Source organism: Kerstersia similis (genome assembly GCF_965139615.1).
Taxonomy (GTDB): Bacteria; Pseudomonadota; Gammaproteobacteria; order Burkholderiales; family Burkholderiaceae_B; genus Kerstersia; species Kerstersia similis.
This window is the reverse complement of the sequence record NZ_CBCSIQ010000009.1, coordinates 13539-32839: the sequence shown is the minus strand read 5'-3', so window position 1 is coordinate 32839 and position 19301 is coordinate 13539. Positions and strand designations below refer to the sequence as shown.

At 61.8% G+C, this 19301-nt stretch carries 18 protein-coding genes; 9 read left to right on the top strand and 9 right to left on the bottom strand.

Annotated elements, in window-relative coordinates:
- Positions 1 to 129: 129 nt before the first annotated feature.
- Positions 130 to 1080: a LysR family transcriptional regulator gene (locus tag ACNA1V_RS07580; protein ID WP_415832986.1), complete on the bottom strand. Its 951-nt coding sequence runs from the start codon at positions 1078 to 1080 to the stop codon at positions 130 to 132.
- A 212-nt stretch (positions 1081 to 1292) separates the two neighbouring features.
- Here ACNA1V_RS07580 and ACNA1V_RS07575 point away from each other — a divergent pair, with 212 nt between their 5' ends.
- Positions 1293 to 2084: an SDR family NAD(P)-dependent oxidoreductase gene (locus ACNA1V_RS07575; RefSeq protein ID WP_415832985.1), complete on the top strand. Its 792-nt coding sequence runs from the start codon at positions 1293 to 1295 to the stop codon at positions 2082 to 2084.
- Here the strand turns inward: ACNA1V_RS07575 and ACNA1V_RS07570 are convergent.
- Positions 2081 to 2779, bottom strand: a complete 699-nt coding sequence (locus tag ACNA1V_RS07570) for a creatininase family protein (protein WP_415832984.1) — start codon at positions 2777 to 2779, stop codon at positions 2081 to 2083. The genes ACNA1V_RS07575 and ACNA1V_RS07570 overlap by 4 nt on opposite strands.
- A gap of 86 nt (positions 2780 to 2865) precedes the next feature.
- On the opposite strand from ACNA1V_RS07570, the gene ACNA1V_RS07565 reads away from it, so the two are divergent.
- A complete protein-coding gene (locus tag ACNA1V_RS07565) occupies positions 2866 to 3594 on the top strand; it encodes a DoxX family protein (protein ID WP_415832983.1) in 729 nt (242 codons plus the stop codon).
- A 99-nt stretch (positions 3595 to 3693) separates the two neighbouring features.
- Here the strand turns inward: ACNA1V_RS07565 and ACNA1V_RS07560 are convergent, their stop codons facing one another.
- Both ACNA1V_RS07560 and ssb read right to left on the bottom strand, forming a co-directional pair.
- Complete coding sequence (locus ACNA1V_RS07560) at positions 3694 to 4134, bottom strand: acyl-CoA thioesterase (protein WP_415832982.1); 441 nt, start codon at positions 4132 to 4134, stop codon at positions 3694 to 3696.
- Positions 4135 to 4375: 241 nt separating this feature from the next.
- A complete protein-coding gene (gene ssb / locus ACNA1V_RS07555) occupies positions 4376 to 4888 on the bottom strand; it encodes a single-stranded DNA-binding protein (RefSeq protein ID WP_415832981.1) in 513 nt (170 codons plus the stop codon).
- 72 nt (positions 4889 to 4960) lie between these two features.
- Between ssb and uvrA the strand changes: the two genes are divergently transcribed.
- From uvrA to ACNA1V_RS07540, 3 genes are read left to right on the top strand one after another with little or no spacing between them, the layout of a single operon-like run.
- Positions 4961 to 7822: an excinuclease ABC subunit UvrA gene (uvrA, locus tag ACNA1V_RS07550; RefSeq protein ID WP_415832980.1), complete on the top strand. Its 2862-nt coding sequence runs from the start codon at positions 4961 to 4963 to the stop codon at positions 7820 to 7822.
- A 49-nt stretch (positions 7823 to 7871) separates the two neighbouring features.
- Positions 7872 to 8771, top strand: coding sequence for a 4-hydroxyphenylpyruvate dioxygenase (locus ACNA1V_RS07545; protein ID WP_415832979.1), 900 nt, complete (start codon positions 7872 to 7874; stop codon positions 8769 to 8771).
- Positions 8768 to 9646, top strand: coding sequence for a sugar phosphate isomerase/epimerase family protein (locus ACNA1V_RS07540; protein WP_415832978.1), 879 nt, complete (start codon positions 8768 to 8770; stop codon positions 9644 to 9646). Before ACNA1V_RS07545 ends, ACNA1V_RS07540 begins: the two co-directional genes overlap by 4 nt.
- Positions 9647 to 9692: 46 nt before the next feature.
- On the opposite strand, the gene ACNA1V_RS07535 is transcribed toward ACNA1V_RS07540, so the two are convergent.
- From ACNA1V_RS07535 to ACNA1V_RS07525, 3 genes are read right to left on the bottom strand one after another with little or no spacing between them, the layout of a single operon-like run.
- Positions 9693 to 10871 (bottom strand): deoxyguanosinetriphosphate triphosphohydrolase, encoded by a 1179-nt coding sequence (locus tag ACNA1V_RS07535; protein ID WP_415832977.1) that lies wholly within the window; start codon positions 10869 to 10871, stop codon positions 9693 to 9695.
- Positions 10868 to 11959, bottom strand: a complete 1092-nt coding sequence (aroB, locus tag ACNA1V_RS07530; protein WP_415832976.1) for a 3-dehydroquinate synthase — start codon at positions 11957 to 11959, stop codon at positions 10868 to 10870. Before aroB ends, ACNA1V_RS07535 begins: the two co-directional genes overlap by 4 nt.
- A 33-nt stretch (positions 11960 to 11992) precedes the next feature.
- Entirely contained in the window at positions 11993 to 12661 is a 669-nt protein-coding gene (locus ACNA1V_RS07525; RefSeq protein WP_415832975.1) for a shikimate kinase, read from the bottom strand.
- A gap of 124 nt (positions 12662 to 12785) precedes the next feature.
- Here ACNA1V_RS07525 and ACNA1V_RS07520 point away from each other — a divergent pair, with 124 nt between their 5' ends.
- Entirely contained in the window at positions 12786 to 15242 is a 2457-nt protein-coding gene (locus ACNA1V_RS07520) for a penicillin-binding protein 1A (RefSeq protein WP_415832974.1), read from the top strand.
- Between the two features lie 112 nt (positions 15243 to 15354).
- Here ACNA1V_RS07520 and cyaY read toward each other — a convergent pair whose 3' ends face one another.
- Positions 15355 to 15687, bottom strand: a complete 333-nt coding sequence (gene cyaY / locus ACNA1V_RS07515) for an iron donor protein CyaY (RefSeq protein ID WP_415832973.1) — start codon at positions 15685 to 15687, stop codon at positions 15355 to 15357.
- Here cyaY and lptM point away from each other — a divergent pair.
- The 3 genes from lptM (at position 15655) to ACNA1V_RS07500 (ending at position 18424) form a co-directional block, all read left to right on the top strand.
- Positions 15655 to 15870 (top strand): LPS translocon maturation chaperone LptM, encoded by a 216-nt coding sequence (gene lptM / locus ACNA1V_RS07510; RefSeq protein WP_415832972.1) that lies wholly within the window; start codon positions 15655 to 15657, stop codon positions 15868 to 15870. The genes cyaY and lptM overlap by 33 nt on opposite strands.
- Entirely contained in the window at positions 15867 to 17180 is a 1314-nt protein-coding gene (lysA, locus tag ACNA1V_RS07505) for a diaminopimelate decarboxylase (protein WP_415832971.1), read from the top strand. Before lptM ends, lysA begins: the two co-directional genes overlap by 4 nt.
- Before the next feature lie 269 nt (positions 17181 to 17449).
- Positions 17450 to 18424 (top strand): DUF6607 family protein, encoded by a 975-nt coding sequence (locus ACNA1V_RS07500; RefSeq protein ID WP_415832970.1) that lies wholly within the window; start codon positions 17450 to 17452, stop codon positions 18422 to 18424.
- A 32-nt stretch (positions 18425 to 18456) separates the two neighbouring features.
- On the opposite strand, the gene ACNA1V_RS07495 is transcribed toward ACNA1V_RS07500, so the two are convergent.
- The gene (locus ACNA1V_RS07495) at positions 18457 to 19041 is read right to left on the bottom strand and encodes an Rrf2 family transcriptional regulator (RefSeq protein WP_415832969.1); all 585 of its coding nucleotides are present in this window, start codon (positions 19039 to 19041) and stop codon (positions 18457 to 18459) included.
- Between the last annotated feature and the right edge of the window lie 260 nt (positions 19042 to 19301).

The window sequence follows — 19301 nt, the reverse complement described above, 5'->3', positions numbered from 1 at the left end:
TTTGTCTTTCGCAAACATGCCTGGGCGCCAGAGAGAAAATCCCCGCGCCCCGGCACGCTCCAGCCGTGTTCGCAAACGTCAGGGTTCAGCTTGGCGCCACCACGCGCGATGACGCAAAAACACCGCCAATCAAGGCGCTGCGGGAGTACGCGTACGATCCGCGCAGACCTCGTGGATCACCTGCCTGAACCAACGATGACCCGCATCAAGATGAACGCGCTCATGCCAATATTGCATGACGGTAAAGGCAGGCACAGGCACAGGACATGGGTAAATACTCAGTCCGGAGCGACGCGCAAGCGTATGTCCGGTCAGGCTTGGCACCGTCGCAATCAGGTCACTGCAGGAGATGATGGCCGGCATGCCCAGGTACACCGGGATCTCCAATGCCACCTGGCGCGCAATCTGATGCCTGGCTAGTGCATCTGCCAGCATGGCATGCCCGGTTCCCTCCGGGATTTCGATGTGCCGCGCCTGGGCATAGGTCGCCAGATCCAGGCGCTTGCTGATGACGGGATGATCCGGGTTGACCAGGCAAACCCAGACCTGGTCAAACAAGGCTTGCTGGTAAAAACCGGTAGCCAACGTAGGAACAAAACCCAGCGCCAGATCCGCATCGCCATTTTCCAGCAACCGGGGCGTACGGGCGCTGATCTTGATGGCCTTGAGTTTGACCTGGGGTGCCCGCAAGCGCAGATGCGCCAGGATACGCGGCAGTAGGGTCAGCATACTGCCATCGGTCATGCACAGGCGGAATTGCCGCTGTGCCGTTTCCGGGTTGAAGGCTTCGGGCCCCGCCACGATACCGCGCAACGATGCCAGCGCCGTGCGCACCAGCGGGATGAGCGCCTCTGTACGCGGTGTCGGCTGCATGCCTCCCGGCGTACGGACAAACAGCGCGTCATGCAGTTGTTCACGTAGCGCCGCCAGCCAGATGCTCATGGTCGGCGCGCTCTGGCCCAGTAGCTCCGCCGTCCGGCTCAACCGTCGGGTGCGATAGAGCGTATCGAGAAAGCGCAGGTATTTGACATCGGGCAGCGGTTCATCTTGTTGCACCAGCGGGGTCGTATTCGGTTTCACGGGCCATCCATCCAGAAGACGCCTGAGAGCGCCAACAACACTGCCGGTTTCCAGGGGGCTACCAGCCGCGCAGCGCAGCTGCCCCGCTCCCGACACGGAAAGACGCGGCTCCTGCCATCCTGCCGCACAATACTGGAACATGATTCAATATTGGAATCCTATTTCTATCATAAATGGCATTCAGCCTGCAAAAAAAACAAGGAGACAAAGCCATGCCTGTACCTTCCACGATTCTGATCACTGGCGCAGCCAATGGTATCGGTTGGGCTACCGCCTGCCATATGGCCCAACAAGGCTGGCGTGTGGCCATTCTCGATCTGGATGCCACCCTGGCCAGCCAGCGCGCCGCAGCACTCGGTCCGCAGCATCTGGGACTGGGTTGCGATGTCAGTCAGGAAAACAGCGTGCACCATGCAGTCAACGCTGCGGCGTCCTACTTCGGCCGGATCGACGCCCTCATCAACAACGCCGGCATCGGCGAACAGACCGTGCCCACGCTGCAACAAACAGCGGCAGGTTTCAACCGCCTGCTGTCCATCCATCTGGGAGGAGCTTTCCTAATGAGCCAGGCCGTCGCTGCGCATATGCTGCGCCAGGCTCCTGACGCACGAGGCAATCGCGGCGCCATCCTGAATACCGGATCCATCGCCAGCTTTGTCGGCATCCCTGCCCGCAATGCCTATAGCGCGGCCAAAGCCGGGCTGCTGGGCATGACGCGCGCGATGGCAGTGGAATGGGGCGCCCAGGGCATACGCGTCAATGCCATTGCGCCGGGCTATGTCGCCACCGCCCTGACGCTGGCGCTACAGCACAAGGGTGTCCTGAATTTGGAAGCCATCCAGGGGCATACCCCTTTGGGCCGTTTGGCCGACCCTGAGGAAATTGCCGCTGCCGCCGCTTTTCTGGTGTCGCCCGCCGCCAGCTACATCACAGGCACGACCTTGGCCGTGGATGGCGGCTGGGCGATCAAGGGCAATCCCGACACCGTGCAAGACGCCTCTTAATCCAGGAGCGGCAGAATTTCCTGCGCCAAGAGTTCGGTCATTTTCTCCAATAGCAAACGGCCCTTCTCCGCAGTCGCCCGCGACGGAAAACCGATGATGCCCTGTTCTGCGTAATGACGCATGCCATGAAAGGTCAGCAACGGCCGTTGCGGCGCGGCATGATCCCGAATCCTGTCGGTACGGACGGCCTGAGGCTGGATATGCAGCAGCAATGAGGTTTCGATTTCACCGCCATGCATATCAGCGCTCGGGCTGCTTGCCACGCCTGCATGCGCCACAGCGGCTTCCCAATGCTGGCGCGCCGGCAGCAGCAGGAGACGCGGGCAACGCACGTTGCGCTCCTGCGCCACATTGGACAGGACATAGTTGCCCCCATGGCAGTTCAGTACCACGACCAGGCCGAATCCTGCCGCTTCAAGAGAATCCGCCATATCATTGATCTGCATGGCGAGCGTCGTGGCCGATACCGAAACCGTGCCTGGGAACCCCGCATGTTCATGCGAGCAGCTTACCGTCACCGGACTGACGAGCATGCCGCCCGCCCGCTCGCAGACGGCAGCGCCGATCGCCTGGGCAATCAGGGTATCCGTGGTCACGGGCAGGTGAGGCCCATGCTGCTCGAATGCGCCTACCGGAATCAAAGCGAACCGGGGGGCACGCTCAGCAATCTCGGCACTGCTGAATGTACTTATCATTTTTAACTATATGAAAGCCTGCAAGAGGGAAGCATTGCGTATCCAGGCATCCGTTTTCCGCTGTCATTCGTATAAAAAATGATCGCTTGGGCCGCTACCCTGGCCTGGCTGGCGCAGCGCCAATAAAGCACAAAAACAGATACTTTGATAAGAAAGCCAAGAGTATTATAAAAATTGGTATCAAAATGGCGGGGATATTCTGCCGCTGGTCTTTCCTTCTTCATACCGAGAGAGCAATGAAAACACCGCTGGATTTCAATGTATCGCCAGACCAGCTGATTATCCCCAGACTGGCTGGTTTCTATAACCAATTCGCCCAGCCGCTGGGCTGGCTGCTGCTGCGTGTTGCACTGGGCGGCTGGCTGCTGATCGAGGGTTGGCCCAAGATCCTGGACCCATTGGGTCAAGTCGGTTTTGTGGAGAATATCGGGTTCCATCCCGGCTGGCTATTTTCACCTTTGCTCGCCATTATTCAGGTTCTGGGTGGTTTGGCGATTGTGCTCGGGCTCTATACACGCGCATTCGCCCTGGCCAACGCCGTGATGCTGTTCACAACGGTGTGGTACCACTTGCATTTTCCCTATGACATCGAACCGCTGCTGAGCGCGGACGGCATCGCCGCGATCAAGGAAGCGACGACGCTGGTGACCGCCAATGGCGCACGCCGCCTTGCCGATGGCGGCGTGGCCTTGCTGTCCACGCTGCAACACAAGGCGGTTCAGCTCTCCAGTCTGTGGGCCTTCGGCTGCCTGTTTTTCGCGGCATTCGGCGGTGGGCTGATTTCTCTGGACCGTAAGCTGCGCAAGACTTTCTGAACATCTTTGATCTGGTAGTGGCATGGTGTGCCATGCCACTACCAGGCAGGCTGGTGCCGGCCCTGCGCCGGTCATCCACGCCTGGTGCCCTGTCGCCGGTCAGGCGTCCGATGTGCTAGCGGCGCGCCGATAAGGGGAAATCAAAGCCCTGAAATCAGGCGGGATTTCGACCGGACTCAGTTCTGCGATCGAGGCAAAAACGACAATGGCTTTACCTTCGACCCGTACAGCGCCATCCAGGCCACAGAGGTCTATGTTCAGATGCATGGAGCTGCGGCCCATTTTTTCTACCGTCAGGCGGCCCGTCAGGTGCTCACCCAGACGGCTAGGCGCTTTGAATTCCACATGCAAACTGGCTGTCGGAATCCCCAGCCCATACTGGCCGTGCAGATTTTCATAGCCTATGCGCAAACCGTGATTGAACCAGTGCTCGACAATGTCGTGCAGGATTTCGACATAGCGCGGGTAAAACACGATGCCTGCCGGGTCACAATGCCTGAACAGCACATCTATGGGAACAGCATGCACTTGGTGCGACATTTTTGTCTCCTGATATATTAGTTCGGCCAGGCGTTCGCCCCGCTCGTCAGCCCACTCAGCCCGACGCCGCTCTGCCAGCCTCTGCGCGGCATCAATGGATCCACGGCAGCAGGTTCAGATGGCGTCAGCCTGCACCGGCAATTGTTCTTGCCCCCGCCTGCGCAAGCCAGACCGGCACAGCCGGCCTCCTGCTGGCATGGCCAAAAAAATGGCCGGCGACAAGGCCGGCCATTTTGCAGGATCAGAACGGAATATCGTCGTCCATATCCGCCAGGTTCGCGGCCTGGCTGGGGCGCGGCGCCGCTTGCTGCGGTGCCTGGCGCTGTTGTGTCATCTGGCGCGGCGCAGGCGCGGCATCGCCGTAATCGGAGCCGCCCGAACGGCCACCGCCATAATTACCACCACCGCCGCCGCCATCTTCGCGGCCACCCAGCATCTGCATTTGGTCAGCCACGATTTCCGTGGTGTAGCGTTCGATGTTGTCCTTGTCCGTCCACTTGCGGGTTTTCAGACGCCCTTCGAGGTAAATGGAACGGCCTTTCTTCAGGTATTCACCAGCGATCTCAGCCAGCCGGCCATAGAACACCACGCGGTGCCATTCGGTTTCCTCGCGGCGGTCGCCGCTTGCCTTGTCCTTCCATTGAGAAGTCGTTGCCACGGATACGTTGCAGATTGCCGCGCCATCCGCGCTGTAGCGGACTTCGGGGTCGCGCCCCAGGTTGCCCACGATAATGACCTTGTTGACCGACGCCATGCCGTTCTCCTCTACGCACTACATTGAAGGGCGCTATAGTACCAAGTTGGCCTACGCATCTGTGACTACCGGATGGACGAAATTCGCATACGCGGCGCACGCACCCATAACCTGAAAAACATTTCCCTGGACCTGCCCCGCCACAAGCTGGTGGTGATGACCGGCGTCTCGGGTTCTGGAAAATCCTCCCTGGCTTTCGACACTTTGTATGCCGAAGGCCAGCGGCGCTACGTCGAGAGCCTGTCGGCCTACGCGCGCCAGTTCCTGCAGCTGATGGATAAGCCTGATGTCGATCTGATCGAGGGTTTGTCGCCCGCCATCGCCATCGAGCAGAAATCCGCCGGCCACAACCCGCGTTCCACCGTCGGCACGGTAACAGAAATCCACGACTATCTGCGCCTGCTGTATGCCAGAGTTGGCACACCGTATTGCCCGGAACATGGGCAGCCACTGGAAGCGCAAAGCATTGCCCAGATGGTCGATGCCATCCTGGCCATGCCCGAGGAAAGCCGCATCGCCATTCTCGCGCCCGTGGCGCACGATCGCAAGGGCAGTTTCGAAGCCGAATGTGCCAACCTGCAAGCCCAGGGTTATGTACGCCTGCGGCTGGATGGCGAGATGACAGACATCGACAGCATGCCGGCGCTGGATCCGAACGCCCGCCATAGCCTCGATGTGGTGGTCGATCGCCTGCGGGTGCGCAACGGCGTGCGCTCGCGCCTGGCAGAAAGCCTGGAAACAGCGCTGACCTTGTCCCAGGGACGCATCCTGGTGCTGGATATGGACAGCGATAGAGAACAGGTGTTTTCCAGCCGCTACGCCTGTCCGGTCTGCAGCCGCGGCCTGACGGAACTGGAGCCGCGCCTGTTCAGTTTCAACAACCCCATGGGCGCCTGCCCCTGCTGTGATGGCCTGGGCCAGGTCGGCGTGTTCGATGCCAAGCGCATCGTCGCCTTTCCCGAGCTGAGCCTGGCGGGCGGCGCCATCAAAGGCTGGGACAGGCGCAATGCCTTTGCCTTCAATATGCTCAACAGCCTGGCAACGCATTACGGCTTCGACCTGGAAACCCCGTTCGAGGCCTTGCCAGAAGACGTCCGCCGGATCGTCCTGAACGGTTCCGGCACCGAGGAAATCGAATTCGCCTACCTGAACGAGAAAGGCCGCAGCACCGTGCGCAGCCATCCGTTCGAAGGCATCATCCCCAATCTTGAAAGACGCTGGCGCGAAACCGATTCTTCCGCGGTGCGCGAAGAACTGGAAAAATTCCGCAGCATCCAGACCTGCCCGGATTGTGGCGGTTCCCGCCTGCGCGCAGAAGCCAGGCATGTCCGTATCGGCAACGACATGCCGCCGGGCGAGCGTCTGGGCCAGGAGACCGGCCTGGCGATCTATGAAGTCGAGGCCATGCCGCTGGCTGCCTGCCAGCACTGGTTCGAAAACCTCGCCCTGGAAGGGGCGCGCCAGGAAATCGCCGCGCGTATTGTCAATGAAATCAGCGCCCGGCTGCGCTTTCTGAACAACGTCGGCCTGGGGTATCTGTCGCTGGATCGCAGCGCCACCACGATTTCCGGCGGCGAAGCCCAGCGCATCCGCCTGGCCAGCCAGATCGGCTCGGGCCTGACGGGCGTCATGTATGTGCTGGATGAACCCTCCATCGGCTTGCACCAGCGTGACAACGACCGCCTCATCAGTACGCTCAAGCACTTGCGCGACCTGGGCAATAGCGTCATCGTCGTCGAACACGATGAAGATATGATCCGCGAAGCCGACTGGGTCGTGGACATGGGGCCGGGTGCAGGCGAGCACGGCGGCACGGTCACGGCACAGGGCACGCCCGCCGACATCCAGGCCCAGCCCGCCTCCCTGACCGGCCAGTATCTCAATGGCACGCGCGCCGTCGCCATCCCGCAACGCCGTACCGTCGATGCAGACACGCGCTGGCTGGAAATTTCCGGCTGCACCGGCAATAACCTGAAGAACGTCGAACTGCGCCTGCCCGTGGGTAAACTGGTCTGCGTTGCCGGCGTTTCCGGTTCAGGCAAATCCACGCTGGTCAACGATACCCTGGCCCGCGTGGCCGCCATGGCCTTGAACCGGGCCCAGGAAGAGCCTGCGCCCTATGGCGCCGTCAGCGGCCTGGAGCATTTCGACAAAATCATCACCGTCGATCAAAGCCCCATCGGCCGCACGCCGCGTAGCAACCCGGCGACCTACACCGGCCTGTTTACCCCCATGCGCGAGCTGTTTGCCGGCGTGCCCGAAGCCCGTGCGCGAGGCTACGACCCCGGCCGCTTCAGCTTCAACGTCAAGGGCGGCCGCTGCGAAGCCTGCCAGGGCGACGGCGTGGTCAAGGTCGAAATGCACTTCCTGCCGGATATGTACGTGCCTTGCGATACCTGCCACGGCAAACGCTACAACCGTGAAACCCTGGAAATCCGCTACCGGGGCCGCAACATCAGTGAAGTGCTGGATCTGACGGTAGAACAGGCGCTGGAATATTTCGACGCCGTACCCGCCATCGCACGGCGCCTGCAAACCCTGGCGGATGTCGGGCTGTCCTATATCCGCCTGGGGCAAAGCGCCACCACGCTGTCGGGCGGCGAGGCCCAGCGCGTCAAGCTTTCGCTGGAACTGGCTCGGCGTGGCACCGGCAAAACGCTGTATGTCCTGGATGAGCCGACCACCGGCCTGCACTTCCAGGATATACAGATGCTGCTGCAAGTTCTCAACCAATTGGTCGAAGCGGGCAATACCGTGGTAGTGATCGAGCACAATCTCGATGTCATCAAAACTGCGGACTGGGTGATCGACATGGGGCCGGAAGGCGGCCAGGGCGGCGGGCAGATTGTGGCCCAGGGCACGCCCGAGTCCATTGCCACGACGGATAGCCCTACCGCCCCTTATCTGCAACGCGCGCTTTCCATGGCAATATAGTGCCGGCGCGCGCCTGCCCTTCTCTCATTCGCAACAGGAGCTTTACCCTATGAACGGTATTTCGGATCGTGAAGCCATCGGCGAGCTGCGCAATACCCTGGGGCTGGATTGCGTTGAGTTCATCGAATACGCCACTACCCGCCCGCAGGCATTCGGGCAGTTGCTGGAAAAACTGGGCTTTCACCTGGCCGGACGCCACCGTTCCCGCGAAGTGCTGCTATATCGTCAGGGCGGCATGAACATTATCGTCAATGCCCATACCCAGGAAGGCCTGAGCACCGCCTACCCCTCAGCCATGCCTGAAATCGCCGCCATCGCTTTCCGCGTGCGTGATGCTGGCACGGCCTGGCGCGCCGCCACGGCACGAGGCGCCTGGCCCGTCGCCCCCCAGGTCGAGGCCATGGAATTGAATATTCCCGCCATCCGTGGCGTGGGCGCCAGCAAAATCTATTTCGTGGATCGCTACGAAGAATTTTCCATCTACGACGTCGATTTCGTACCGGTAGATGTTCCCGCCGCACGCCGCACGCTCCCCACGCCGCTGCGTTTTTTCGGCATCGTGCAATATGTCGGCATCGGCCGCCTGGACGACTGGATCGCCTTTTACGAAAACCTGCTCGACTTCAGCGCCCTGCCCCCTGGCACGCGCTTCGGCAACCTGCCCAGCGGCCGTGTGTTGCAAAGCCCCTGCCGCCGTTTCTTCCTGCAATTGATCGAGCCCACGCCAGACGCGGCCAGTGCCCATCCGGTCGAACAGCTGCACCGCCTGGCCTTCGCCACGCCAGATGTCCTGGCCAGTGTGGCGGAAATGCGCCGCAACGGCCTGGATTTCGTGGAATCGTCGCTGCTGCACAGCGATGAGCGCGGCGCGCTGACGCAGGCCTACCTGGATGGCGTGCATTTTGAACTGGTGCGCGAACTGGAAGACAGCCCAGGAGCGGTGTCATGAACATCGGACAATTCGGCATAGACAGCGTCTCGCTGGCCGGCCCCCTGCAAGCCAGGCTGGCCGCGGCCCAAACGGCCGGCTTCACCCGTATCAGCCTGTCGGCGCAGGACCTGGTTGAACACCCGCAGGGCCTGGACGATGCCATCCACCTGGTGCGCTGCAGCGGCCTGGAAGTCACCGCCCTGCAGGCGCTACGCGATTATGAAGGCCTGCCCGGCCTGCTGCGTGAATACAAAACGGACATCGCCAAGCATCTGCTGGAACTCTGCCAGGCGCTGGATTGCCGCATGCTGATCGCCAGCGCCTCGACTTCCGGCCATGCCAGCCAGGATCAGGACATCATCGCCACCGACCTGCGGCGCCTGGCCACGCTGGCCATCCCGCTGAACATCCGCATTGCCTACGAAGCCATTTCCTGGGCACGCACCGTCAATGACTACCGCCTGGCCTGGCATATCGTCGAAGCCGCCGACAGTCCCAATCTCGGGCTGGTGCTGGACTCCTACCATATACTCGCCACGGCAACGCCGCTCGCCGCCCTGAGCGATATTTCCCCGGAAAAAATATTCCTGGTGCAGCTGGCGGATTTTCTCTGGCACAGCGTGGATACGGTCAGCGAACGCCGCGCCGCCGCCCGGCACTTCCGCGTTTTCCCCGGCGAAGGCCCGCACAATGCCCAGTTGACCGACATCGTGATGCAGATGCACGAAATCGGCTACACCGGCCCCTACAGTTTTGAAGTCTTCAATGATGACTACCGGCAGCTGCCCGCCAGCCTGGTCGCAAAACGCGCCCATCGCGCTGCCGCCTGGTTGAGCGAAGCCGTGCTGCGGCAGTCGGCGCCCATGCCGGTCTTCAATCGCCACACCCGCTGATACGCCATGACTGCCGGGCAGAACCTGCCCGGCCAGCGCGACCGGCTTATTCCACCCGGCGCATATCGAACAGCCGCTCATGTTCGCGCATGGCATAGCGATCTGTCATGCCGGCGATATAGTCGGCAATGGCTCGCGCCTGTTCCGTCTTGCCCTGGCGACGGTAATCAGGCGGCAGCAGTCGCGGATCATCCAGAAAGGCAGCATAGAGTTCCCGCACGATACGCCGCGCCTTGCCGGTCATGCGCATGACCTTGTAATGACGGTACAGGTGCTCGAACAGGAAACGTTTCAGCTCGTCGCTTTCGCGCCGCAGGGCTGGCGAAAACCCTGCCAGCAAGGGCGCCGCACGGACGGCATCGACACTCGCTGGCGCATGTTCGGCAATACGCCCTGCCGTCGCAACGGTCAGATCCAGGATCAGGGTGCCTATCATCTGCCTGATGGTTTCCGCGACCAGCCGCCGCTCGGGCAAATCCGGGTAACGGGCGCGAGCCTCGGCATAGTGGCGCCCGAAAACCGGCACCTCGAGCAACTGCGGCAACTGCACCAACCCGGAACGCAGGCCGTCGTCGATATCATGGTTGTTATAGGCAATTTCGTCGGCCAGATTGGCCAATTGCGCTTCCAGCGAAGGCTGTGTACGTGCCAGAAAGCGCTGACCGACGTCACCCAGCTGGCGGGCATGCGAAACCGAGCAGTGCTTGAGTATGCCTTCGCGGGTCTCAAAGCAAAGGTTCAACCCTTTGAAGGCCGCATAGCGCTCTTCCAGCTCGTCCACCACCCTCAGGCTTTGCAGGTTATGTTCAAAGCCGCCGGCCTCGGGAGACAGCTCCCGCATGCAGGCATTGAGTTCATCCTGCCCGGCATGGCCGAAGGGCGTGTGTCCCAGATCGTGCGCCAGCGAGATGGCTTCTATCAGGTCTTCATTGAGATGCAGGCTGCGCGCCAGCGTACGCGCAATCTGCGCCACTTCCAGGCTATGCGTAAGCCGGGTGCGGAACAGATCACCTTCGTGGTTGATGAAAACCTGGGTCTTGTATTCCAGCCGGCGAAAAGCACCGGCATGGATGATGCGATCACGGTCGCGCTGAAACTCGCTGCGGTTCGAGGGCGGCGCTTCCGCCACACGGCGGCCCCGTGTCTGGCCGGGGTCGCATGCGTAGGCGCCCAGGCCGTTGGTGCCCGGCGCGGGCAAAAGCCTGGCCAGGCACGCGGCGCTCATGCCAGCGTCCCGCAGGCGACCGTACGCGACAGTACCGCACGCACCGCCTCGTCCGGCGCCGTACGCGTGATGGCACGGCCGATTTCCGGCGTCAGCACGAAGCGGATTTCCCCGGCCGCGGCTTTCTTGTCCACCTTCATCAATTCGAACCAGCGCTGCTCGCCCAGGTCCGGCGCCTGCACCGGACAACCCAGCGCCGCCACGACCTTGCGTACGCGCTCGACATCCTCGCGCGGCAAGCCTTCCACCTCGGCCGACAGTTCGGCAGCCTGCACCAGCCCGCAGCCCACGGCTTCGCCATGCAGCCATTTGCCGTACCCCAGGCCCGCCTCAATGGCGTGGCCAAAGGTATGCCCCAGGTTGAGGATGGCGCGCAGGCCGGATTCCCGCTCATCCTGCGACACCACCCAGGCTTTCAATTCGCAGGAACGTCGAATGGCATACCCCAGCGCTTGCGGATCCAGCGCGCGCAACGCCTGGGCATTGGCTTCGCACCAATCGAAGAACTCGCGGTCGAGGATCAGGCCATATTTCACGACTTCGGCCAGACCGGCGGAAATTTCCCGGGCCGGCAGGCTGCGCAGCACATCCGTGTCGATTTCCACCGCCACCGGCTGATAGAAAGCGCCAATCATGTTCTTGCCCAAGGGATGATTGATACCCGTCTTGCCACCTACCGAGGAATCCACCTGCGCCAGCAAGGTAGTGGGCACCTGCACGAAACGGATGCCCCGCATATAGGAAGCCGCGGCAAAGCCGGCGATATCCCCCGTCACCCCGCCCCCCAGCGCCACGATCACGGCGCGCCGGTCGCATTTCTGTCGCAGCATGGCATCAAAAATCAGCTGCAGCGTTTCCCAGGTCTTGTATTGCTCGCCGTCGGGCAACAAGACATCAAACAACGGCTTGCCACTGGCTGCCAGTGCCTGGCGCACGCGATCACCGTAAATCGCATCTATGGTCGGATTCGTGACCAGCACAATGCGTGTCGCGTCCGCCGGAATCGCCGACGCCAGCGCATCCAGCCGGCCGGGAGCGATGGTGATGGGGTAATGGCCGCCAGGGGTATCAACGGAAACGACGTTCATGGATTTTTCTCAAATGACAGTTCTGTTTTCTTCTTACTTGCCGCCAGGGGCCAGGCTGGCCTGAGACGCCGCGGGGCTCACCTCGGGTGGCAGCGCGCCGATGTCCTTTTCGATGCTCTGCAACAGCGGCACCAGGTTCTTCAGCACCTGGGAAATGGATACGCTGCCCGTATCGACGACGATATCGGCCACTTCTTCATAGATAGGTTCACGCCGCGCCAGCAGATCACGCAAGGTGGTGCGAGGGTCGCTGGTCGCCAGCAGGGGACGGTTGCGGTCCGTGCAGGTGCGGCGCCACAGCTCGTCAACCGAGGCACGCAAATACACCACAATGCCGCGCTGCTTGAGCAGCGCGCGATTTTCCAGCGCGACAGGCGCACCGCCCCCGGTGGCAAGAATGATGCCACGCTGGCGTGTGCATTCTTCCAGGGCAGCAGTTTCTCGGCGCCGGAACCCCGCTTCGCCCTCGATCTCGAAAATGACGGGCACGCGTACGCCGCAGCGAGCTTCCAACTCATGATCCAGGTCGAGGAAATCCCTGCCGCAGGCACGTGCCAGCCGCTTGCCTATGGTGGTTTTGCCCGCGCCCATCATCCCTACCAGAAAAATAGGCAGGTCATGATGCAACCAAGTTACGCGTTCGCCATCTAAGGATGAGGCCGCCGGTGACGAATCCGGCGGCAAGGAAGAAATTGCATTCATTCGCACATTATCCCATCGCGACGCGCGTCGCGGGGGCTAAACTGCGCGATCGGGACAGCATATCCGGGCGCCGTAACGAAAATTTGCCCGTTCTGTCGCCGCCTGCCCTTTAAAATCCCCGGTCATGAGTAAAACCGTCAATTCGAAATCCTCCGACAAGCCCCGCCGCAAGTTTTCCTTGGGCCGTTTCCTGACGAAAGCTGCCGTGCTCTGCGCCGGCCTTGGCCTGGCTGTCGCACTACTGGTTGGCCTGGCGCTGGCCCTGGCCTGGCCCAACCTGCCAGAACTGCACGCGATGACCGACTACCGGCCGCGCGTGCCACTGCGCGTCTATACCGCCGACAACGTCCTGATCGGGGAGTTCGGTGAAGAACGGCGCAATGTGCTGCGCATTGACGAAATCCCGGACGTCATGAAGTCCGCCGTGCTCGCCGCCGAAGATGACAATTTCTATCATCATGGCGGGATCGACTGGCGTGGCGTGGCCCGTGCGGGCCTGACCAATATGGTCAACATGTCCAAGAGCCAGGGCGCCAGCACCATCACCATGCAGGTGGCACGTAACTTCTATCTGTCCTCCGACAAGACCTACTCGCGCAAATTCTACGAGCTGTTGCTGACGTTCAAGATCGAGGCCAATCTGACCAAGGATCAGATCCTCGAACTCTATATGAACCAGATCTACCTGGGCCACCGCTCCTACGGCTTTGCCGCGGCGGCGCGCACCTACTTCGGCAAGCCGCTGTCCGAAATCACGACCGCCGAAGCCGCCATGCTGGCCGGGATTCCCAAGGCGCCCTCGCGCATCAACCCGATCGCCAACCTGGCTCGCGCCACGACGCGCCAGCACTATGTGCTGAACCGCATGCGCCAGCTCGGCTATATCACCGAAGCCGAATACCAGACCGCCATGGCGCAGCCGATCGAACTGCGCTCCATGCAGGGCTCGCGTTCCGGCGGTTATGCCGTGCACGGTGAATATGTTGCCGAACTGGCCCGCCAGCTGCTCTTCGACATCTACCAGGACGACCTCTATGGCCGCGGCCTGAATGTCTATACCACCGTTACCTCGCAGGAACAGGAACAGGCCTACCGCGCCCTGCGCAACGGTGTGCTGGACTACACCCGCCGTTCGCGCTACCCCGGCCCCGAGGCTCAGCTGGATCTGCCTGAAGGCCTGGAAAACAACGCCACCGCGTTTGACGAATTCCTCGACGGTGTGATCGAACAATACCCGGACAGCGATGACCTGCTGACCGGCGTGGTGCTCTCCGCCAGCCCGACGGAAATCCGCGTGGCGCGCAACGCCTCGGAAATCCACACGATCACCGATAAAAAGACCCTGGCCATCGTCGCCCGCGCCCTGGCCAGTACCGCCAAGCCGGATGAACAGCTGCGCCGAGGTTCGGTCGTGCATCTGCACAAGACCGGAGATGGCTGGGAAGTCATCAACCTGCCTGCGGTGCAGGCCGCCTTCGTTGCCATTTCGCCGGACGACGGCGCCATCCGCGCCATGGTCGGCGGCTTCGATTTCGATCGCGGCAAATTCAACCGGGTCACCCAGGCCTGGCGCCAGCCCGGCTCCGTCTTCAAGCCCTTCATCTACGCCGCTGCCCTGGAACGTGGCCTGACGCCTGGCACACAGGTTTCCGACCAGCCCTTCACGCTGACTGCGGCACAGACCGGTTCGCGCCCATGGAGCCCGAAGAACTACGGCGGTGGCTATGAAGACATGCTGACCATGCGGACTGCGCTCTACAAGTCCAAGAACATGGTGTCCATCCGCATCCTGCAGGCCATCACCCCGGCTTACGCACAGGAATACATCGCCCGCTTTGGGTTCGACCCGGCCCGCCATCCCGCCGTCCTGCCGATGGCGCTCGGCGCCGGTTCCGTCACGCCCCTGCAACTGGCCAGCGCCTATGCAGTCTTTGCCAACGGCGGCTACCGCGTTGAACCCTATCTGATCCAGCGTGTGACCGATAGCGAGGGCAAGGTGCTGATGCGCGCCAACCCGGCCGTCGCAGGCGACGTCCAGGCCCGTGTCATCGACCCGCGCACCGCCTATGTCATGGACGACCTGCTGCGAGGTGTTGCCACCTCCGGTACTGCCGCCCGCGCCAGGGCCGCCTTGCAGCGCAACGACATCGGCGGCAAGACAGGCACGACCAATGAATCCCACGACGCCTGGTTTGCCGGCTACACCCCGCACCTGGCAGGCATCGCCTGGATGGGCTTTGATAATCCCCGTTCGCTGGGTTCGCGTGAAACCGGCGGCGGCGTGGCCATGCCGATCTGGGTCAGCTTCATGTCGCAGGCGCTCAAGGGCAAGCCCGAAACCCGCCTGCCCAAGCCTGATGGCCTGATCAGCGAAAACGGCGACCTGTTCTTCGCGGAATTCCCGCCAGGACAATCCATCGCCAGCGTGGGCCTGCCGACGCCGGATACGCTGGGCGAGTTCCTGATGAACCTGCCCGCTGCAGAAGGTGAAGCCATCCCCATCCAGGCAGACAACAACCAGCCTTCCATGAGCAACGATGAACTGGGGCAGTTGCTGAACCGCCTGGAACGCAACAACTAAGCACGCGAAAACGGCCAGACAATGATTGTCTGGCCGTTTTTATTTGGCCTGCGTCCCTGTGAGCCCAGGCCTGCCCGCCAGCTTCGGCAAGCAGAACCCAGGTGCAGGCCACTTAGAGTTTGAGCACCAGCGTTTCACCGCTGGCATTCGAACAGATCTGCGACACGGCATCCTGCAAATCGGGGCCGCCACGCGTGTCCTGCCAGGTTTTATCGTCCACCAGGCGATAATGGAAGCCGCCACTACGTGCTGCTACCCAGATTTCCCGCATGGCTGCCTGGCTGTTGATCACAACCTGTTCGCCGTTTTCAAAAACCAGCGTCAGCACATTGCCGCTGAAACTGGCTTCAATATCAACATCGGCAGTGGCATTCCAGTCATCCACCTGCCGTTCTATGGTTTCCAGCACCGCATGGGCTCGCGCCAGGAATTCAGTTTCAGTCATAATCGTACCTTGCACGCATTAACGGAGTTTCCAGTGTTCACATTGGCCCGCTTACGCTCGGCCTGCCGCATTTTAGCCAGCATCGCCCTGATCGGGCAGTTGCTCGCTTGCGGTTACAAAGGCCCCCTGTATCTGCCATCCCCGCAATCCCAGACTGCGACCACCACTTCCTCTGCCACATGAGCCAACATTCCAGCGTTCCCGCCACTCTGCCCGAACCCGTCGGCGCCCCCTATTTTCACTACGAGCACGGCGAACTGTACGCCGAAGGCGTGTCGGTCAATGACCTGGCGCGTCAACATGGTACGCCGCTCTACGTCTATTCCCGCGCTGCCCTGCGCGCGGCATGGCAACGCTTCGCCGACGCCATCGACGGCCGCAATGCGCTGGTCTGCTACGGCATGAAAGCCAACTCCAATCTGGCGGTGCTGCGTGAGTTCGCCCGCCTGGGTGCGGGTTTCGATATCGTATCCGGCGGAGAGCTGGCCCGTGTGCAAGCAGCAGGCGGCGACCCAGGCAAAGTCGTATTTTCCGGCGTCGGCAAGCAGACCTGGGAAATGGAAGCTGCCTTGCGCGCCGGCGTACGCTGTTTCAACGTCGAGTCCATCGCCGAACTGCGCCACCTGTCCGCCACCGCCATCCGGCTGGGCCTGACTGCCCCGGTATCGCTGCGCGTGAACCCGGATGTTGACGCCCATACCCATCCGTATATCTCCACCGGGCTGAAAGAAAACAAATTCGGCATCGCCATTGAAGAGGCCGAAGAAGCCTACCGCCTGGCGGCGGCACTGCCGGGCCTGGAAATCGTCGGGGTGGATTGCCATATCGGCTCCCAATTGACGGAAATTTCACCCTACCTGGACGCACTGGACAAGCTGCTCGACCTGATCGACGCCCTGGCTGCAGATGGCATTCGCCTGCATCACCTGGATATCGGCGGCGGCGTAGGCATCCGCTATCGCGACGAACAGCCGCTGTCGCTGCGCGCCCTGCTCGATGAAGTCTTCCAGCGCCTGGCTGCTCGCGGCCATGGCGACTTGCAACTGGTCATGGAACCAGGCCGCTCGCTGGTTGGCAACGCTGGCATTCTGGTCACCGAGGTGCTGTACCTGAAACATGCCGAGGCCAAGAATTTCGCCATCGTCGATGCCGCCATGACCGACCTCATCCGGCCGACGCTGTATGACGCCTGGCACGGTGTGCTGCCGGTACGCACGCCATCGTCAGGCTGTAGCGCCAACCGGTACGACATCGTCGGCCCCGTTTGCGAAAGCGGCGACTGGCTGGCGCGCGACCGTGAACTGGCACTGCGCCAGGGCGACCTGCTGGCAGTGGAATCCGCCGGTGCCTACGCCTTTGTGATGAGCAGCCAATACAACACCCGTCCGCGTGCCGCTGAAGTGCTGGTGGATGGCACTCAGGCCCACCTGATCCGCGAACGCGAACAGGTACAACCGCTGTTCGCTGGCGAAATCCTGCCGCCAGACGCCTAAAACCCGACACCCGCGCCCTTCCGGGCGCCGTTCTCGAACCGGCAGCCCCTGCCGGTTTTTTTATTGTCGGGCAGCCGCTTGCGACGCCTGTGCCGCCCCTGGCGGCACAAGGCAGCATGCTCACCGGAGGATCCCGTTTATCATATGGCCGGGATAATGAGAACGCTTTTTCATAGCGTTCTCCCGATTCTCTCCATGACATGACGCCCCGGCGCAACCGCCGACCGGCGCGCCATGTTCCTTCCGGCATCACCTGGACATCAAGAAGCATGCTACGTCTGGCCTCCCTGCTCGCTGCTGCGTTATCGCTCAGCGGCTGTCTCTCCACCTCCGGTATCAAAACCATCGACGATCCCGCAAAGCTACAGGCCATCTCGGCCCAGCAAGGGCTGGAACGCGACCGTCAAGCCATTCTGGCGATGCAGGGCGAATATGAAGTCACCTTCGCCTTCGATGAAACCGACCCTGCACCGGGCTATGAACCCAAGCCGCCCAAGCGCAGCGGCGCCTTCGAACTGGTATTGGTCGAAGAAGACAACGGCAAGGACATCATCCTGCAGCATCTGCTGGTACACCGCACCATGGGCTTCGTCATCAAGCACTGGCGCCAGGACTGGCACTATGAAGCGCCCACCCGCCTGGTATTCACCGATGACCAGACCTGGCGCCAGGAAGCCATTCCCGCCGAATTGACAGCCGGAGCCTGGACGCAATGCGTATATGAAGTCAGCGACGCGCCGCGCTATTGCGGCACTGGCAAGTGGACTTACGACAGCGGCGAACCGCTGTGGACGTCCGACCCCGGCTGGCGGCCGCTGCCGCGCCGCGAATACAGCACCCGCAGCGACTACAACGCCGTGGGCATGGTCAACCGCCACCGCATTACGCGCGACGGCTGGCTGCACGAACAGGACAACCGCAAGGTCGTCCGCGAGCACGGCAAAGAAGTCGCCACGCTGGTGCAGGAACATGGCGTCAACACCTACAAGCGCATTGAGGGCTTCAATTTCAATAGTGGCTACCGTTACTGGAACGACAATAGCCGCGACTACTGGAAACGCATCCGGGCCGAATGGCAGCGCCGCGCCGACATGAACGACGGCATTCGCCTGTTGTATCCGGTGGACGGCATGGACATGATCTGGAAGATGTACTGGCAGTCCGAAGCGGCCCGCCAAGGCAATCGCGAAGTTGGCACGGACGAAATCGTGGAACTGTTCGAACCCTGGGTGGCGGCACCCTGAGCCTTTGGCTCACTACCTGCCGTCCGCGCCGCTCATGAAGGCTGGCGCGGCGTTTGCCCCGTATCGCCGGGTTGCCCCGCCGCGCCAGCAACCGTACTGCCAGACGCATCGGCAACCGTGGCCGGCGCGGACGTGCTCCCGGGCCGCTGCGCCTGAATCTCGCGCATCACATCCTGCAGGGGAATCATGCCTTCCGCACGCTGCGCGGCAGCATGGCCCAGCATATCCGCCAGGCTATGCGCGTCCAATGTTGCCATGAAGGCTCGCAGGGCCTGGTGCAACAGGTCCTGCAGGCTACAGGAATCAGTCAGCAGGCACGCGCGGTCGGGCTCCTGCGGGCCGAAACAGGCAACCAGCGCCATGTCGTCTTCCATGGCCCGCACGACATCGCCAATGATGATGTCAGACGGCTGGCGCAACAGGCGGATGCCCCCGCCCTTCCCGCGCAAGGTTTCGATAAAGCCCTTGCGGCCCAGTTCGTGCACGACCTTGACCAGATGGTTCTCGGAAATGCCATAGAACGCTGCCACTGACGCAATGGACGTCAGACGGCCACGCTGCTGTCCCAAATACATCAGCGTGCGCAAGGCATAGTCCGTTTTCAGCGTCAATCTCATCAGTGTTCCATGGCTTCGGGCCGGCCAAACGCGGCACAGCCCGACAGTTCCAAGGGTACTCAAATCACCCGCCAGGCGCCAGCGCCTCACCAGGGATGTGGCCGCTGCACATCAAAAGATGTATTTTTCTTGCATCTTAAAACGCACCCGCTATAAGATATATAAAAAATGCATCTTATGATGCAGCGTGCCTCAAAAATCTTTTCACCGGCCGCGGCGGTGCGGGCTTGAATCCCGTCCTGGCGTGGCAGCTGTCACCC

Coding starts and splice junctions, on each gene's coding strand:
- ACNA1V_RS07520 (WP_415832974.1), top strand. CDS start 12,786: ATGAGTAAAACCGTCAATTCGAAATCCTCCGACAAGCCCCGCCGCAAG.
- ACNA1V_RS07525 (WP_415832975.1), bottom strand. CDS start 12,661: ATGAATGCAATTTCTTCCTTGCCGCCGGATTCGTCACCGGCGGCCTCA.
- ACNA1V_RS07500 (WP_415832970.1), top strand. CDS start 17,450: ATGCTACGTCTGGCCTCCCTGCTCGCTGCTGCGTTATCGCTCAGCGGC.
- ACNA1V_RS07570 (WP_415832984.1), bottom strand. CDS start 2,779: ATGATAAGTACATTCAGCAGTGCCGAGATTGCTGAGCGTGCCCCCCGG.
- ACNA1V_RS07540 (WP_415832978.1), top strand. CDS start 8,768: ATGAACATCGGACAATTCGGCATAGACAGCGTCTCGCTGGCCGGCCCC.
- ACNA1V_RS07545 (WP_415832979.1), top strand. CDS start 7,872: ATGAACGGTATTTCGGATCGTGAAGCCATCGGCGAGCTGCGCAATACC.
- ACNA1V_RS07535 (WP_415832977.1), bottom strand. CDS start 10,871: ATGAGCGCCGCGTGCCTGGCCAGGCTTTTGCCCGCGCCGGGCACCAAC.
- cyaY (WP_415832973.1), bottom strand. CDS start 15,687: ATGACTGAAACTGAATTCCTGGCGCGAGCCCATGCGGTGCTGGAAACC.
- ssb (WP_415832981.1), bottom strand. CDS start 4,888: ATGGCGTCGGTCAACAAGGTCATTATCGTGGGCAACCTGGGGCGCGAC.
- ACNA1V_RS07495 (WP_415832969.1), bottom strand. CDS start 19,041: ATGAGATTGACGCTGAAAACGGACTATGCCTTGCGCACGCTGATGTAT.
- ACNA1V_RS07560 (WP_415832982.1), bottom strand. CDS start 4,134: ATGTCGCACCAAGTGCATGCTGTTCCCATAGATGTGCTGTTCAGGCAT.
- ACNA1V_RS07575 (WP_415832985.1), top strand. CDS start 1,293: ATGCCTGTACCTTCCACGATTCTGATCACTGGCGCAGCCAATGGTATC.
- uvrA (WP_415832980.1), top strand. CDS start 4,961: ATGGACGAAATTCGCATACGCGGCGCACGCACCCATAACCTGAAAAAC.
- lptM (WP_415832972.1), top strand. CDS start 15,655: ATGGGCTCGCGCCAGGAATTCAGTTTCAGTCATAATCGTACCTTGCAC.
- aroB (WP_415832976.1), bottom strand. CDS start 11,959: ATGAACGTCGTTTCCGTTGATACCCCTGGCGGCCATTACCCCATCACC.
- lysA (WP_415832971.1), top strand. CDS start 15,867: ATGAGCCAACATTCCAGCGTTCCCGCCACTCTGCCCGAACCCGTCGGC.